This is a genomic window from Streptomyces sp. NRRL S-350 (assembly GCF_000719705.1).
Taxonomy (GTDB): domain Bacteria; phylum Actinomycetota; class Actinomycetes; order Streptomycetales; family Streptomycetaceae; genus Kitasatospora.
In genome coordinates this window covers 11,968-28,074 of the sequence record NZ_JOHO01000071.1, presented here as the reverse complement: position 1 = coordinate 28,074, position 16,107 = coordinate 11,968, and the positions used below count along the sequence as shown (strand labels likewise).

The following is a 16,107-nucleotide window of genomic DNA, read 5'->3' as shown; positions in this document are numbered from 1 at the left end:
GATGGTACTGCAGGGGGGACCCTGTGGGAGAGTAGGACGCCGCCGAACAATCATTCCGAAAAGACCCCCTCCCGGCCGGGAGGGGGTCTTTTTGCGTTTCGGGGTTCGGCCGGCCTAGGTCAGAAGCCGTAGTCGGGTCTTGGCGATGCCGATTCGGATGCTCTGACCCCAGGTCAGTTCCAGGGCGTCCGTCTCGATCCCGTCGCCGAAGGCGACGAGTCGGTCGGACTCGACCGTCAGCAGCAGCCGGCGGCCGTGGTCGAGCACGCCGTGCGTCCGGCTGGTGCCGGTGGTGGGGGAGGGCCAGGCCTCCCGGACGAACCAGGTGAGGGTCGGTGCGGCGGCCTCGGGCAGGGCTACCGGGCCGCCGCGCTCCAGCCAGGCGGAGCGGCACCAGCCGGTGGCGCCGGTCCCGGTGCCGATGAGGACGCCCGACGATGCCTGCCGTTCTGGTTCCTCGTCGTCCACCGCGACCCGGTAGCGCGCGGTTTGGTGCCCGGGTTGGCCGACGTACACCTCGTTGAGTGCCAGCAGCCGTTGGGTGTCGTCCGCGACGGCCTCGACCATGGTGCGTTCCTCGACGTGCCGGGCCGCGCTGGGGGTGACGGCGGCCGGCAGCAGGGCGGCGAGCGCCGGGGCGGGATGCCGGACCAGGACGCCGGGGTTGTGGCCCGGGTCGGCGTCGATGCCGATCACCGGCTGGCCGTCGAGGTACTTGGCCGCGTTGGCGACCAGGCCGTCCTGGCCGACCACGACGACCACGTCCTCCGGCTCGAACGCGAACCGGGGCAGGTCGGCTCGTTCGACCCGGGTGCGGCGCCAGTCCAGCGGGACAGCGGCCGCGGCTCGGGCCAGGGCCGCGGCCTGGCGTCGGTGGCGCTGTTCCACCTCGTCGACCGAGCGGCCGCGGGTGGACAGGAAGAAGGCGGCCTGCCCGGGTGTGCCGTGGTGGGCGAGCAACTCCTCGTACTCGGTGCGGCGGTGGACCAGGACGGCCCGCGGGGCGAGGCTCATCTGCTGGTCCCGCTGGTCCCGCTGGTCCCGCCGGTCGGGGTGCCGAGCTTCGCGAGCAGCCCGGTCAGCACGTCCGGCGTGAGGGTGATGCTGTCGATCCGCGGCAGGTGCTCGGCCAGCCGCATGAGGGCGAGCGCCTGCAGGACGGCCGGGTCGGCCTGCTGGTGGGCGCTGAGCCACGCGGCCTCGGCGGCGGCGCGGGCTTCGCCGAGGGAGCGGGCGGCATCCGCTTCGGCGGTGGCGAGCCTGGTCCGGCGCTCGGCCTCGGCGTTGGTGCGGACCCGGTCGGCGACTGCTTCCTCTTCCGCCTGGAGTCGGCTGTTGGCCCCCTGCTGGGCGAGCAACTGCTCCTCGCGGCGGGCGAGTTCGATCCGGTTGGCGAGTTCGTTCTCGGCGATGCCGCGTTCGTGCTCGACGGCGACGGCGCGCCGCTCGAAGGTGGCCCGGTCGGCCTCCTGCTGGACCAGCTCACGGGCAGGGGTGCGCAACGCCCGCTCCACGTCGGGTTCGGGGCGCAGGGCGATGACCCGGACGGCGATCACCGCGAGTCCGGTCTCGGAGATCCGTGGTTCGGCGGCGAGCCCGGTCGCCATCCGCTCCCGGACGGTGCTGACGCCGTCGACCAGGGCGGTGGCGAGCGGGATCCGGGCGAGCAGGCCGAGCGCGTGCTGCTGGGCGGTCTCGGTGAGGAGGGAGGCGAGCTGGTCGAGCGGGGCGGCTCGCCAGGCGCCGGTGTCGGGGTCGATGCCGAAGTCCACCCGGCTCGCCGCGACGGCGGGTTCGGTGATCCGGTAGGTGAGCGTCGCCTGCACGGTGACGTCCTGGAAGTCGGCGGTGCGGGCGTGGAAGAGCATGGCCAACTCGCGGTCGTCCACCGGCACCTCGGAGAGCGCGGCGGTGAGCGGGCGGAACCAGAACGCCAGGCCGGTGCCGTCGTGGGCGACTTTGCCGCGGTCGAGGTGGCGGATGTGGGCGGTGGGGACGGCGCGCAGGTGGCGGAGTCCGAATCGTCTGGTGATGTCGGCCATGGAGGGCACCTCTTTTCGTCATGGAGACGATAAGACTGCTCGACCAATACCGTCAAGGTGACGAAAAGGGATGGGTCGCGACGCCGTCGACGTGACGTTCCGTGACGTTCCGTCGGATGCCTGTCGAGCTGCCGTTGAGGCGGCCGTCACACCCGGTGTGTCGACGAGGAGGCGGTGGGGTCCCGAGGGGGCGCCGGAGGGGCAGTCCGCCCTGCCCGGAGGTGCCGTTTGCCTCCCGGGGGGCTGCGGTCGGCTCGCCGACTCGGTTGCGGTCGACTGTGGCGATCGCGTTCTTTTCTCCAGGTGGCGGGGGCGGTGCGCCTGAGGCTCCGACGGCGCCTGCCGTGGGGGAACGACGCGGCGCCACTGCTGACGGCGTAGCGTCAGGCAGTGGCGCCGGGGGCAGACTTCACCGTCTGCGGGGGTAGGGTCGACTGACCGTGAGGGACGGACCGGGTGCCCCTGAGGGCAGGTCCGGTTGCCCCGAGGGGGGTGCCCCGTCCGAGCTGATGCGGTCTGGCCGTATTGTCGGTGGGTGTCCGAACCGCTCGTGGTTACTGTCGGGTATTGACATGGTCACGTGCTGCGGGAGGAGATACCGGAGGGGGAGATCGCGGGGGCGAGCAGGCCGGGAAGGGGCTCGTCACCATTGTTCGGGGCAGCCGGCGTACCGTCCGGTCCGGCTGCCAGGGGAGGGAAGGTCACCCTGACATCGATTCAGTTGCCCTGCCTGAGATCACTCAGCGCGCCGCTGATGTTGAGGAGTTCGTGGCACGTGCCCGCCTGCTTGCCCGAGGCCGGGGTGCCCGGCGACTCGCAGGTCACGTTCGCCGTCACTGCCTGGTCCTCGGAAACCTGGATGGGAGTCACCCAGTGGTAGTCCTGGTTGCGGAAGGTCTCCAAGGCGATCGTGGTGATCGTCTTGTTGCCGGCCGTGATGGTCACCAGCCCCTGGTCGCCCTGGAAGTTGGCGACCACGAGGTCGGTGATGTCGAAGACCTTGCCGTGCGGCACCACGTAACTGCCCGTCGCAGCAGCACCGTTCGCCGTCTGCACGTCGATCGTGGCGGAGCTCTGCTGGCCGGTGCCCGGCACCGCCTGGCCCGGCCCCGAGTTGCGGCTGCCGGCACCGGCGCTCGCCTGGCCGGCGCCCGGCTTGGCCTGGCCGCCGGCGCCTCCGCCGGCCGGGGCCGTCGGATTGCCCTCGGCGGGAGCGCCGGCGGGCGGGGCCGGGGTGGCGCTCTGCTGGGCGACGGCCTGTTCGGCGGCCTGCTTCGCGGAGCTGCGCACCGCCGGGCGGACCAGGGCGAACCAGGCCAGCAGCAATGCGAGAAGTGCCGCCAGCAGGGCGAGCAGCCACCGAGGGAGGATCGGAAGTTGAATGAACTCGCCGTCCAGCACCGTGCGTTGGACGGCCGTCGGAGAGGCGGCGGGGGTGGGGTCGAGGGTGGCCGTCCGGGCGGTCGTGGCCGTCGGCACCGTGGCGGCGTCGCCCGGGGTGCCCGCGCGGCCCGTAGCGGCCGCGGCCTTTCCGTCCGCGCCCTTGCCGGCGGTGCCGTTGCCACCCGAACCCTTGCCGGCCCCGTCCTTGTCGGCCGCGGCCTCCTCCGGGCCCACCGTGACCTCGAACGGCCAGGACGCCTGCTTGCCGAACCAGATCAGCTTGCGGGCGCGCGCCTGCACCCGCAGCTCGCCGGACTCTCCGGGTTCGAGGCGCAGGCGCTCCGGCGTGATGCGGAACCGCAGGTCCTCGCCGGCCTGACCGGGGGTGAGGGCGACGGTGCCCGGGGCGTTCCCCAGGTTGCGCACCGACGTCCGGTAGCGTCCGCGCAGCCAGCCGCGGCGGCGGCGCGGCGCGAGGGCGGCCTGGAGCTCGTGGAACGGCGTCACGGTGACGGTGGCCTCCGGGACCGTCACCAGCTCGGGGTGCTCGGCGGGAAGTACCCGGATGCCGAGCGGGAAGTCCCCGGCCCGCGAGGCCGGCGAACGGGGCGGAGCCAGACGGACCGTCACCGTTTCGGACGTCCCCGGATAGAGGGAGACCCGGGTCGGCTCGACCGTCGTCCACGCGGCACAGTCGCCGACCACCTCGAACGAGTACGCCTCGACGATGTCGAGGTCGTTGCGCACCGTCAGGGTCGTGGTGGCCACGCCACCGGGCGCCACCGTCAGTGCGGGCAGGCCGAGTTCGGCGGATGTGGTCATAGCGTGACGGTAGGGCCGAGAGACGCTCCGAGGAGAGGGCCGTGCGGGCAAGCCGTGGGCACACCCCTTGCCCGCACGGACAGACCGGCCCTGCCCGGTGCCGTCGCGGCGCACCCCGCGGCCCGGGCGCACGTACCGCCCACGCCCACGGCCGGCTCCGCCCCTCGGCGGTCGGCCCGTCACCACCGCAGGTCCCTGGAGAATGGAGTAGTGCGATGACGCCGACCGATACATCCCGCGAGGAAGCCGTCACCACCCGGCGGACCGTGATGACACCGCCGTCCGGCAGTGCGCGGCGGTCCGGGCCGGTCGTCCCCGCCCAGATGCGCGGCAAGCCGGCGCAGGTGCGCGTGGCCGTGTACGCCGAGGACCTCATCCTCCAGACCGGTGTGGTCCAGCAGTTGCGCCAGCGGCCCGAGGTGGAACTGCTGAGCGAGAGCGACGCGGCCAAGGCGGACGTCTCCCTGCTGGTGGTCGACGCCCTCACCGAGGCCGTGGCCGAGCACCTGCGCCGGCTACGACTCGCCACCTCGGGCCGCATAGGCCTGGTGGTGGGTCATTTCGAGGCCGGTGGGCTGCAGACGATCGTCGAATGCGGGGTCGCCGCCGTGCTGCGCCGCTCGGAAGCGGACCAGGACCGACTGGTGCACCTCATCACCGCCCTGGCCAACGGTGAGGGCGTGATGCCCGGGGACCTCCTCGGCGAACTGCTCGACCGGATCGGCATCCTCCAGCGCACCATGCTCGACGGGCGGGGGCTGACCCTGTCGACCCTGACGGCCCGGGAAGCGGAGATGCTCCGGCTGGTCGCCGAGGGCTTCGACACGAGCGAGATCGCCGCGAAGACCTCCTACTCGGAACGCACCGTCAAGAACGTGCTGCACGAGATCACCACGCGGCTGGGCCTGCGCAACCGGGCGCACGCGGTGGGGTACGCCATGCGGCGCGGCCTGATCTGACGTACGCGGCCTGGCCTGATCCGAGGTCCCCGACGGCGGGTCCGCAGTCGGGCGGGCAGCGGACGGCGGGTCCGCGACGGCGAGGCCCGCGGCCGTGGCGGACTGCCCTTTGGGGACACCGGTCGTTACCCCCGGCTCGGGCACCTGGGCTCTGTCCCCGGGCGCCCGGGCCGGGGAGACTGCGGGGGAGACCGCCCCTGCCATCCTGTGAGGTCGAGCGTGATCGGCGCCACCGCCACCCCCCGCTTCATCCGGCGGCCGGCCCGTGCCGCCGTCGCCGTGCTGCTCGCGCTGGCGGCGGCCGTCGTGACCCTGGGCACCGCCGCCTCCGGCGGGCCGGGCGCCCCCGCGGCCGCCGCCGCCGCTGCCGACCCGTCCGGCGGGCGGATCGTCTTCGCCGGCACGAACCACCGCGGCCTCGGCCGGGTGACCGGCGCGGCGGCCAGCACCCCGCTGTTCGGGCCCGGCCCGATCCACTTCGACCAGGACCCGTCGGCCCGTGGCGGCGAACTGGTCTTCACCAGCCTGCGGGACGGCCCGCTGCCCCAGGTGTACCTGCGGGACACGGCCGGCGCGGTGCACAAGCTCACCACCGGCATGGACACCTCCCAGCCCGCGCTGGCCCCGGACGGCAAGGGCGTCGTCTTCGTCGCGCTGGAGCCCGGCGCGAGCGGCGGCGCGCCCCAGAAGGTCCTGTGGGTGGTCAACCGGGACGGCAGCGGCCTGCGCCGGCTGACCGACGGCGCGGCCGACGAGACGCATCCGACGGTCTCGCCCGACGGCCGGTGGGTCGCCTACGCCTGCACCGGCGACCCGGCGCACACCCAGGTCTACCTGCGCCCGTTCACCGGCGGCGCGCCGACCAAGGTCACCAACGTGACCGACGGCAACGCCGTCGACCCGGCCTGGAACCCGGTGAACGACGACGCCCACCGCAACCAGATCGTCTACACCTGGGACCGGGGCGACCAGGGCCGGACCCTGATGCTCACCTCACCCACCGGCGGCGACAAGGCGTTCTTCCTCCGCACCGGCTCCACCTGGCGGACCGGCTCCGCCTCCTGGATGGCCGACGGCAGCGGGGTCCTCTTCCTGAGCGCCGACCCGCTCGCCCCCAACCCGCCGCAGCCCGACCCGGGCCGACCGCCGGTCGTCAAGCTGTACCGCGCGCCGACCTGCTCCTGCGACGACCCCCAACTGCTCTACGGCACGGACCGGTTGATCGCGGCGCCGACCTGGCTCGGCACCCAGGCCGAGGGCGGCCCGGTGGTGGAGCAGACCAGCGCTTCCGCCGCCAACGTCGCCGACGTCCAGGACGTCCGCCCTGACGGGGCCGACCCGCGCGACCTGGGCATCAGCGTGCTCAGGGAGGACCCGGCCGCCGACACCAACACCGATCCGAACCCGGCCGCCGACCCGCTATTCCACCCCCGCCCCGGCTACGACCCCTGGTACGAGCGGCAGGGCTACACACCGGACGGCCGCAAGATCGTGGCGACCCGCTACGAGGACTCCCCGGCCGGGCGGATCGAACGGATCTGGCTGGCCGACGCCGACGGCTCGAACCCGCACCCGATGAACCTGGCCGGGCGCGGCCCGACCGACCGGGACACCGACCCCTCCTTCTCGCCCGACGGCAAGCTGATCGTGTTCAGCCGCAGCGCCCCGGGCGGCGGCCAACAGCCCGCGCGTCCGGGACGGGTCCTGATCGCCCAGGTGTCCACGGGGGCGATCGTCGGCACCGTCGAGCCGCCGGCCGGCCAGGCGGGCGCCTCCGACGGCGAGCCCTTCTGGTCCCCCGACGGCAAGTCGATCGCCTTCTCCAGGACCGCCGTCGTCAACGGCAACGCCGGCAACCTGCACGTCTGGACGGTGGCCGCAGGCGACCTCACCCAGCAGACCGACCTCAGCCGGGCGGTCTGCCCGGGCACCTGCAACGTCATCGACGACAGCCCCGTGTTCTCGCCCGACGGCCGGCGCATCGCCTTCAACCGCCGGGCCGGCGACGGCGGGAACAACCGCCAGGACGGCGTGGTGGTCACCTCGCCGACCGGCAGCGACTGCACGGTGGTCCTGCCCACCCGGCTCGGCCGGGACAAGGGCGCATGCACCCGACCGCTGCCCGACACCTCCGAGTCCGGGCCCTTCCAGCCGCGTGACGTCGCCTGGACGGCGAACGGCGCCCAGCTGGTCCTCACCTCCCGCCGGGCCCTGCCGCCGAACTCGCCGGAGGGGCTGGCCGTCTACGACTTCGCGGCCGGCACGCTCACGCCGCTCGACCGGCGACTGCCGGGCCGACAGAAGGAACCGGCCGTCCAGCAGTCCGTGGACCTGGCTCTGACCGTCCCCGCCCGGACCCCGGCCGTCCCCGTCGACGGCGGCACCGACGTGACGATCACCGTCACCAACAAGGGCCCCGCGTCCTCGCCCGGGACCGCCCTCACCGTCTCGGTGCCGACCGGTGCCCGGCTCGGCGGCCTCACCACCCCGGTCGGCAAGTGCGACGCCGGCGCGCTGCGCTGCGACCTCGGCACCCTGGCGCCGGGCGCGGTGGTCCGGGTGACCGCCCGCCTGATCGGCACCCGGCCCGGCACGCAGCCGTTCGGCTGGAGCGTCACCGGGGCGGTGGTCGACCCGAACCCCGAGGACGACTTCGCCCAGACGTTCCTCCCGGTGCTGGACCCGCCCTCCCCCTCGCCGTCCCCGACCGCCTCACCGTCGGCCTCGCCGTCGCCGTCCGCCTCGCCGACACCCACCCCGGCACCGCCCGCCACACCGACCCCCGCGCCGCCGCCCCCGCCGGCCCCCGAACCGGCACCGGCACCGCCGCCGCAGGCCGGCCCGGTAGTGTCCGTCGACGCCCAGCCGAACCCCGGCTACGTCGGCGGCCACGTGACCGTCAGCTACACGGTCCGCAACACCGGCCAAGCCCTCGCGACCGGGCTGCGCCTGTCGCTCGGGCTGCCCGCCGGTGTGCCCGCCGAGGCACTGCCCCCGGGCTGCCGCGACGGGGCCTGCGAACTGGCCGACCTGTCCCCGGGCCGCAGCCAGGTGGTCCGCGTGGTGCTGTCACCCGTGGCCGCGCTGCAGACCACCGTCAACGCGGAACTCACCACCACCGGCACCGACGCCGTCCCGGGGCCGCACCGGGCGAGTACGCCGCTGCGCATCCTGCAGCCCCGCATCGTCGCGGTGCCGCCGATCGGCAAGCCCGGCTTCGTCACCTCCGTCCGGGGCGTCGACTTCCCGCCCGGCGCGCCGGTGCGGTTCACCTGGCAGCCCGGCATCACCGCCGCCGCGGCCCCCACCTACCCGAGGGCCGACGGAACCTTCGCGGGCCAGCTGCTCATCCTCCCCAAGGACGAGACGGGCCCGCGGACCATCACCGCCGACGGCCCCGGATTCTCGCCGGTGACCACCCCCTTCCTCGTGGTCGAGGGCAGCATCGGCCCGCCGGGAGAGGTGGAGCGGCGATGATCCACGAAGTCGACGAGGCACTGCGGCTGCTGCTCGCCGAGGCCGGCCTGCCGGAGCGCGGGGTAGAAGTGGTCTTCGACGCGCCCACCCGGGACTTCACCGCCCGGCGCACCGCGCCGACGGTCAGCGTCTTCCTGTACGGGATCCGCGAGGAGACGGACCGCCGGCAGACCGGCGCCGTCGCGGAACACGACGCGGACGGCATGGTGGTCGCCCACCGGGCCGCGCCCCGGTGGTTCGAGCTGGCCTACCTGGTCACCGTCTGGACCAGCCGGCCGCAGGACGAACACCGGCTGCTGGCCGAGGTGTTGCAGTGCCTGACCGCCGTGGACGCGCTGCCCGCCCGGGTGCTCACCGGGACGCTCGCCGAGCTCGGCCTGACCGTCACGCTCGACATCGCGGGGCGCGACACGGGCCTGCCGTCGGTGCCCGACGTGTGGTCCGCCCTCGGCGGGGAGCTGCGCCCCTCGATCGACCTCAGGGCGCTCGCCCCGCTGCCCGGCGGGCGCACCCCCGTCGGTCCGCCCGTCACCGAAGGCCTGGTGGTGCACGCCCAGGACACCACCAGGGACAGCGCGGCACCCGCCGGCGGCCCGGGCCGCCGACTGCGCTACCACGGCGGCGCGGACCCCGGCGCGGACGGCTTCGCCGCGCCCCGGGACCGCGCACTGCCGCCCGGCCGCCGGACCCGGGGCGGGACGCGATGAGCCTCGACCTCCGGACGGCCGGGTCAGCCGCAGCGGATGCATCGGATACGTCGGCTACTTCGGCTGCCTCCGGTGCCTCCGCCGGCCCGGCCTCGGCCGCGTCGGACGCCCCGGCGACGACGGCCCCCGGCGAGACCCCGGCCGGCCTCGACCACCTCTGGGAACGGCTGCACCGGGTCGAACAGCGGGTCCGGACCGCGGTGCGCGAGCGCCGGGCCGACGACCCCGACCCGGACGACCCGTACCGGGGCCAGTACCTCAGCCCGGAGGCGGCGGAGCGGATCCTGGCGGCCTCCGCCACGACGTACCACGACGGTACGGCCCCCGATGACGCGCCCGCGCCGCCGCCCGGCTCACGGCTCGCCCGGCTCAGCGAGGCCTTCGGGCTGCTCCCGGTGGATGTCGAACTCCTGCTGGTGGCCCTCGCCCCCGACCTGGACACCCGCTTCGAACAGCTCTACGGCTACCTCAACGACGACCTGACCCGGCGCCGCCCGACCATCGGGCTGGCCCTGCGGCTGTGCGGACTGCCGGGCTTCGGCGCGGGCCGCTTCCGGTTCTCCGCGCGGGCCCCCCTGATCGCCGGGGGGCTCCTGGAGGTCTCCGAGCCGGAACGGCCCCTGCTCTCCCGTGCGCTGCGCGTGCCGGACCGGGTGACGGCCCATCTGCTCGGCGACGACGAGCCGGACGCCGCGCTCGTCGGGCTCGCCCGCCGAGCCGCGCCCGTCGCCGGCCCCTTCGCCGCGCCCGCGGGCGGCCCCGGAGCGGCCGCGGAGCCCGTCGAGCGGCTGCGCGCGGCGGCGGCGGACGGCGGACTGGTGCACCTGCTGGACCGGGACGGGCACGCCGGCCCGCTGGCGGTGGCCGCCCTCGCGGCCGACGGCGGAGCGCCCCTGGTCGTCGACGCCGCCGCGCTGGCCGCCCGCCCGCCCGGGAACGTCCTGCGGGTGCTCGCCCGCGAGGCGCGGCTGGCCGGTTGCGGCGTGGTGCTCGGCCCGCTGGACCGGCTCGAACCGGAACGGCCCGAGCGGGCGGCCCTGCTGCGCGAGCTGTGCGCGGAACTCGCCGGCGTCCCGTTGCTCGTCCACGGCCCGCAGGTGTGGGATCCGGACTGGGCGCGGGAGAGCCCGATGTTGGTCACCGTCCCGCCGCCGGATGCGCGCGCCCGGGCCGAACGGTGGGCCCGCGCGCTGGCCGCCGCCCGGACCCACCCGGGTGGCCCGGCCGCGCGAGCCGGACGGGCGCCGCTGACCGGGACGCCGACCGAGGCGCCGGGCGGGGAACCGGGTGGCGAGCCGAGCCAGGAGCTGAGTGGAGAGCTGACCGAGGCGGTGGCCGCCTACCGGGTGGACCACGAGAAGCTGGAGCGCGCCGCCGGGGTGGCGGCCCGGACGGCGGCCGCCGAGCGGCGCCCGGTGAACGCCGAGGACCTGCGGGCCGCCGTACGGGCGCAGAACGCCGCGGGCCTGGCCCGCCTCGCCCGCCGGATCGAGCCCGCCGTCGGCTGGGCCGACCTCGTGCTGCCCGAGCCCACCGAGGGCCGGCTGCGCGAGCTGGTGATGCGGGCCCGGCATCGTGAACAGGTGCTCGGGCGCTGGCGGATGCGGCCGGGCGGCGGCCGGGGGAACGGGGTGATCGCCCTGTTCGCCGGGGAGTCCGGCACCGGCAAGACGATGTCGGCCGAGGTGGTCGCCGCAGAACTCGGCATGGAGCTGTACGTCGTGGACCTGTCCACCGTGGTGGACAAGTACATCGGCGAGACCGAGAAGAACCTGGAACGCATCTTCACCGAGGCCGCGCAGGTGAACGGCGTCCTGCTGTTCGACGAGGCGGACGCGCTGTTCGGGAAGCGTTCGCAGGTCAAGGACGCCCACGACCGCCACGCCAACGTCGAGACGGCCTACCTGCTCCAGCGCATGGAGTCGTTCGAGGGGATCGCAGTGCTCACGTCCAACCTGCGCGCCAACCTCGACGAGGCGTTCACCCGGCGGCTCGACGTCATCGCGGAGTTCCCGCTGCCCGACGAGGCACAGCGGCGCGTGCTGTGGGACCGCTGCCTGGGGTCGCGGCTGCCCCGCGGGGACGACCTCGACCTGGACTTCTGCGCCCGGCGCTTCGAGCTGACCGGCGGCTCCATCCGGGCCTGCGCGGTCTCGGCGGCCTACCTGGCCGCGGGGGCGGGCGGGCCGCTGGGCATGGCGCAGCTGGTCGCCGCGGTCGTCGGGGAGTACCGCAAGCTCGGTCGGCTGGTGCTGGAGAGCGAGTTCGGGCCGTGGCTGAGCGTCCTCGGGGGCGGCGGGCGCGGCTGACCCGGCGCGGCTGACCCGGCCCGTCGGCGGCGGGCACGGTCGGCCCGGCCCGTCCGCGGCTCGCCCGGCCCGGCTCCGGCGGTGGGCCGGCGGGGGCGACGCCATCGGGTACCTGCGGCGCTGCCCGCCGGGGCAGTCGTTCTTGCCCCCGGTCCGGGACCTCGGGACATGTCCCCGGACGGCGCCCGGGCAGCAGACTCGATGACGACTGACCGGCCACCCGAAGGAGCGCGAATGCCGTCGTACCTCACCCCGGGCGTATACGTGGAGGAGGTCCAGTCCGGTGCCCGCCCGATCGAGGGCGTCGGCACGGCCGTCGCCGCTTTCGTCGGCTTCGCCGAGACCGGACCCTTCCACGAGCCCACGCTGGTGACCAACTGGGACCAGTTCGTCCAGCGGTTCGGCGGATTCACCGAGGGCACCTACCTGGCGCACGCCGTGTACGGGTTCTTCGCCAACGGCGGCGGCTCCGCCTACGTCGTGCGGATCGGCGACCCGGCCCGGCAGGCGGCCGGCGGCACGCCCGCCCCCGCCGTCAGCACGCCCCCGCCCGTCGCGGTCTCCGGCTTCCTGTTCTCGGCCCTGCCCGGCGCGGGCGACGTGTCCGTCGAGATCGCCGACGTCGAGGGCGAGAACGTCCCCGAGGACCGGTTCCGACTCCTGGTCCGCCGCGGCAGCGAGGTCGCGGAGACCTACGACGTCTCGACCCGCAGGAACACCAAGGGCTACGTCGTCACCCAGCTGCGCGAGTCGAAGCTGGTCGCGGTCACCGAACAGACCGGCACCGCACCGAGCCGCCCCGAGCGCGCGACCCACGCCCTCGCCGCCGCCCCCGCACCCGCGTCGGCCCCGGCCACCGCCACCCGGCTCGACCCCGCCGAGTACGTCGGCGACGCCGCCGCGCGGACCGGCTTCGCCGGCCTGGAGGCGATCGACGAGATCACCATGGTCGCGGTGCCCGACCTGATGAGCGCCTACCAGCGCGGCGACCTCGACGACGAGGGTCTGCGGACCGTCCAGCTGGCGGTCATGTCGCACTGCGAGCAGATGGGCGACCGGATCGCCGTCCTGGACCCGCCGCCCGGCCTGAACGCCCAGCGGATGCGGACCTGGCGCAACGAGGAGGCGGGCTTCGACTCCCGCTACGCCGCCCTCTACTACCCGTGGATCAAGGTGTTCGACCCGGCGAGCGGCCGCAACGTGCTCGTTCCGCCGAGCGGTCACGTCGCCGGGGTGTGGGCGCGCAGCGACGCCGAGCGCGGCGTGCACAAGGCGCCGGCCAACGAGGTCATCCGCGGCGCGGTGGACCTGGAGATCCGCCTCAGCAAGGGCGAACAGGACCTGCTGAACCCGATCGGCGTCAACTGCGTACGGGCGTTCCCCGGGCGCGGCATCCGGATCTGGGGTGCGCGCACCCTCTCGTCCGACCCGGCCTGGCGCTACCTGAACGTGCGCCGGCTCTTCAACTACCTGGAGGAGTCCATCCTCCTGGGGACCCAGTGGGTGGTCTTCGAACCCAACGACGACCGGCTGTGGTCCAGCATCCGCCGGAACATCACCGCGTTCCTCACCGAGGAGTGGCGGCGCGGGGCGCTGTTCGGCCAGACCGCGGCCGAGGCCTTCTACGTCAAGTGCGACCGCGACAACAACCCGCCGGAGTCCATCGACCTCGGCCAGGTGATCTGCGAGATCGGGGTCTCTCCGGTGAAGCCGGCGGAGTTCGTGGTGTTCCGGCTGTCCCAGTTCTCAGACAGCACGAGCCTCGTCAACGAGTGACCACCAGTACGGTCGGCACCCATCGGAAGGTGACAACAAGCAATGGCTGAAGGCGATCCGCTCTCCACACACATCTTCGGCGTCCAACTCGGCGGCTACAACGTCGAGTCCGTCAAGGAGATCAGCAACCTGACGGTCGACCAGGAGGTCGTCGAGTACAAGCAGGTGACCCAGGAAGGCAAACTGATCGTCCGCAAGCAGCCGGGCGCCCGGCTGCCCGGCGAGGTGACGATCACCCGCGGCCTCGACAAGAGCGGCGCGTTCACCAACTGGATCAAGGAAACCCTCAACAACGGGGCGATCAACACCGCGCGCCAGAACCTCACCATCGAGGTCAAGGACACCACCGGTGCCACCCTGCGGCGCATCCAGCTCACCAACGCCTGGGCCAGCCGCTGGGAGGGCCCCACGCTCACCGCGGGCGAGTCCAGTGCCGCGACGGAGACCGTGACCATCGTGTTCGAGGAGATCAGCGTAGAGTGAGGCGACGGATCGGCCTTGACGAACTGCTGGAACGGGCCCCGGCCCAGCAGAACACCGCGCCGCCGCAACAGCAGCAGCCCACGGGGCAGCCGGGACAGCCGGGGCCGACCGGGTCCCGGCCCCGGGGGCACGCACCGCGCACCGAGTTCGAGTTCGAGCTGCCGCTCGGCTACGTCGACGACGAGGGCGGCGTGCACCGGCACGGCACCATGCGCCTGGCCACCGCCCGCGACGAACTGATGCCGCAGATCGACCTGCGGGTCAAGGAGAACCCGGCGTACCTGAGCGTGGTGCTGCTCAGCCACGTGATCACCAGCCTCGGCGACATCACCGACGTGCACGCCGGCATCGTCGAGCGGATGTACGCCACCGACGTCGCCTTCCTCCAGGACCTCTACCAGCGGATCAACAGCGAAGGCCACACGCGCGCCGCGGTGACCTGCCCGCACTGCGACGGCGCCTTCGAGGTCGACCTCGCCGGTGGGCGCCTGGGGGAATCGTGACGTACGCGCCTGCTCGGCTGTACGAGGAGATCGCGTACATCGCCTACCACTTCCACTGGCAGCGGGAGGACATCCTCGACCTCACCCACCGTGAACGCGGGCAGTGGGTGCGCGAGATCGCACGGCTCAACACCCGTGTCAACGAAGGCGGGTGAGCAGGGTGGGGCTTCGGGACTGGATCAGCCGCCGGGCGGCGGGTGAGGCGGCGGGCGGTGGTGCGACCGGTGGTGTGACCGGTGGCGTCACCGGCCCCGCGGGCACCACGGGCACCGGTGGTTCAGCCGCCGGCGGTTCCGCTGTCGGCGGGCGGCGCCCGGCGGCGGGGGACGAGGGGTGGCGCGCGGTGCGACCGCTGGTCCCGACCGTGGCCGGGACGGCGCACGGGGTCAGTGACGGCCTGAAGTTCCGGTCCCGGCTCTCCGCGTGGCAGGACCCCTCGCTGTGCGGTCCGCTCGGCCACGCGGTCCTTCCGTCCGCCCCGGCGGGGATCCTGCGGGCGGTGGCGACACCGGTCGTATCGACTGCACCGGCCTCCTCCTCCGCCGCCGCGGGCGGAGGCGGGGCTGCCCTGCCGGTCGCCACCAGGACGTCGGGATCGGCCGACGGAGGGGCGAGCGCAGCAGCTGAGGCCGTCGGATCACGCGCAGGTGAGGCGACCGGGTCAGCCGGGTCAGCCGGGTCGGTCCGCGCCGGGCAACCGGCGCAGAAGCGGCCTGTTCAGCGCTCGGTCGGACTGCGGCGGCTTCCCGTACGGTCGGCCCAGCGAGCGGTGCGCGCCGGCGGGGCCGACCGTACGGCCGTGCCGGACGGCCGGGTGGCGACGCCTGAGGCCGCGCCACCTGGCGCGACGAAGCCTGGCGCGACGAAGCCTGGTGCGACGACACCCGAGGTGACGAAGCCTGAGTCGACGCCGCCGGGAAAGGCCGTCGCGGTCCCGCGCCCGAGCGGTGAGGGGAGTCCGCCCCACCCGGTGCGCCCCCGTTCCGTCGGCGAACCGCTGATCGTGGCGCGGCGCCCCCTGGCGGTGTCCGCCCGCCCGGTGACGGTGGTCCCGGGGCCGATCAGGACACCGGCCAGGACGCCGGCCGCCGCCACCGAGCCGCCGAGCCGCGGCACGGACACACCGCGGCCCGCCCCGGCGGCGGACCCGGTCGGCGGCGCGCCCGCGCCCGGAAGCGGCGAAGCCGTCACGCCGACGCAAGCGAGGCCGGAGGAGACCACAGCGTCCGCGCCCGCGAGGCGCGGCCCGGGCGAAGGGGCTGTCCAACGCGCCGTCGCGCCGGGCGTGGCCACGCCCGCACGCCCAGTCCTCGGCGAGCCCCTGACCTCGCTGCCCGCGACTGCCGCACCCCTGGCCGCCACCGGCCGTCAGCGCCCCGACACCGCCTCGGGTCTGCCGCCCATGCCGGTCGTTCCGACCGACACGGGGGCCACCCGAGCCGAGACGGCCGGCCCCGACGGCGCCCGGCAGACGGGGAACGGGCACCGTGACGCCACCCAAAGGGGCGGCGCCCGTACGGCCACCCAGTCGGGAGGCTCGACACCGTCCCGTCCCGTGCGTGGGGCCGCCGACGGCGCATCCGTCCAGCGCGCGCCGTCCGGGACAGGCACTTCCGCGCGCACACCGTCGGCGGCAGCCCCCGAGC

11 protein-coding genes are annotated in these 16,107 nt (G+C 74.6%); 8 read left to right on the top strand and 3 right to left on the bottom strand.

Translation table 11 applies throughout. The features are described 5' to 3' along the window. Nucleotides 1-114: 114 nt before the first annotated feature. The 3 genes from IF30_RS0135365 to IF30_RS0135355 form a co-directional block, all read right to left on the bottom strand. Complete coding sequence (locus IF30_RS0135365) at nucleotides 115-1,014, bottom strand: NAD(+)/NADH kinase (protein WP_030246225.1); 900 nt, start codon at nucleotides 1,012-1,014, stop codon at nucleotides 115-117. Further along, entirely contained in the window at nucleotides 1,011-2,042 is a 1,032-nt protein-coding gene (locus IF30_RS0135360) for an SPFH domain-containing protein (RefSeq protein ID WP_030246223.1), read from the bottom strand. The genes IF30_RS0135365 and IF30_RS0135360 overlap by 4 nt, the downstream gene beginning before the upstream one ends. 717 nt (nucleotides 2,043-2,759) lie before the next feature. Continuing rightward, nucleotides 2,760-4,247 (bottom strand): hypothetical protein, encoded by a 1,488-nt coding sequence (locus tag IF30_RS0135355; protein WP_030246222.1) that lies wholly within the window; start codon nucleotides 4,245-4,247, stop codon nucleotides 2,760-2,762. Between the two features lie 215 nt (nucleotides 4,248-4,462). On the opposite strand from IF30_RS0135355, the gene IF30_RS0135350 reads away from it, so the two are divergent. The 8 genes from IF30_RS0135350 to IF30_RS48870 all read left to right on the top strand — a co-directional run bounded on the left by IF30_RS0135350 (nucleotide 4,463) and on the right by IF30_RS48870 (nucleotide 14,616). Beyond that, nucleotides 4,463-5,206 carry a response regulator transcription factor gene (locus tag IF30_RS0135350; protein WP_078891964.1) on the top strand — a complete coding sequence of 248 codons (744 nt, stop codon included), beginning with the start codon at nucleotides 4,463-4,465 and terminating at the stop codon, nucleotides 5,204-5,206. A gap of 222 nt (nucleotides 5,207-5,428) precedes the next feature. Beyond that, entirely contained in the window at nucleotides 5,429-8,683 is a 3,255-nt protein-coding gene (locus IF30_RS0135345; RefSeq protein ID WP_199807988.1) for a DUF11 domain-containing protein, read from the top strand. Further along, a complete protein-coding gene (locus tag IF30_RS0135340; protein WP_030246213.1) occupies nucleotides 8,680-9,390 on the top strand; it encodes a DUF4255 domain-containing protein in 711 nt (236 codons plus the stop codon). The genes IF30_RS0135345 and IF30_RS0135340 overlap by 4 nt, the downstream gene beginning before the upstream one ends. Then, nucleotides 9,387-11,699, top strand: coding sequence for an ATP-binding protein (locus tag IF30_RS0135335; protein ID WP_078891963.1), 2,313 nt, complete (start codon nucleotides 9,387-9,389; stop codon nucleotides 11,697-11,699). The genes IF30_RS0135340 and IF30_RS0135335 overlap by 4 nt, the downstream gene beginning before the upstream one ends. 234 nt (nucleotides 11,700-11,933) lie before the next feature. Further along, nucleotides 11,934-13,475 carry a phage tail sheath family protein gene (locus IF30_RS0135330; RefSeq protein ID WP_030246208.1) on the top strand — a complete coding sequence of 514 codons (1,542 nt, stop codon included), beginning with the start codon at nucleotides 11,934-11,936 and terminating at the stop codon, nucleotides 13,473-13,475. 42 nt (nucleotides 13,476-13,517) lie between these two features. Then, nucleotides 13,518-13,958, top strand: a complete 441-nt coding sequence (locus tag IF30_RS0135325; RefSeq protein ID WP_030246206.1) for a phage tail protein — start codon at nucleotides 13,518-13,520, stop codon at nucleotides 13,956-13,958. Then, complete coding sequence (locus tag IF30_RS0135320; RefSeq protein WP_030246204.1) at nucleotides 13,955-14,461, top strand: hypothetical protein; 507 nt, start codon at nucleotides 13,955-13,957, stop codon at nucleotides 14,459-14,461. Before IF30_RS0135325 ends, IF30_RS0135320 begins: the two co-directional genes overlap by 4 nt. Continuing rightward, a complete protein-coding gene (locus IF30_RS48870) occupies nucleotides 14,458-14,616 on the top strand; it encodes a DUF6760 family protein (RefSeq protein WP_199807987.1) in 159 nt (52 codons plus the stop codon). The genes IF30_RS0135320 and IF30_RS48870 overlap by 4 nt, the downstream gene beginning before the upstream one ends. Nucleotides 14,617-16,107: the final 1,491 nt, after the last annotated feature.

Coding starts and splice junctions, on each gene's coding strand:
- IF30_RS0135365 (WP_030246225.1), bottom strand. CDS start 1,014: ATGAGCCTCGCCCCGCGGGCCGTCCTGGTCCACCGCCGCACCGAGTAC.
- IF30_RS0135360 (WP_030246223.1), bottom strand. CDS start 2,042: ATGGCCGACATCACCAGACGATTCGGACTCCGCCACCTGCGCGCCGTC.
- IF30_RS0135355 (WP_030246222.1), bottom strand. CDS start 4,247: ATGACCACATCCGCCGAACTCGGCCTGCCCGCACTGACGGTGGCGCCC.
- IF30_RS0135350 (WP_078891964.1), top strand. CDS start 4,463: ATGACGCCGACCGATACATCCCGCGAGGAAGCCGTCACCACCCGGCGG.
- IF30_RS0135340 (WP_030246213.1), top strand. CDS start 8,680: ATGATCCACGAAGTCGACGAGGCACTGCGGCTGCTGCTCGCCGAGGCC.
- IF30_RS0135335 (WP_078891963.1), top strand. CDS start 9,387: ATGAGCCTCGACCTCCGGACGGCCGGGTCAGCCGCAGCGGATGCATCG.
- IF30_RS0135330 (WP_030246208.1), top strand. CDS start 11,934: ATGCCGTCGTACCTCACCCCGGGCGTATACGTGGAGGAGGTCCAGTCC.
- IF30_RS0135325 (WP_030246206.1), top strand. CDS start 13,518: ATGGCTGAAGGCGATCCGCTCTCCACACACATCTTCGGCGTCCAACTC.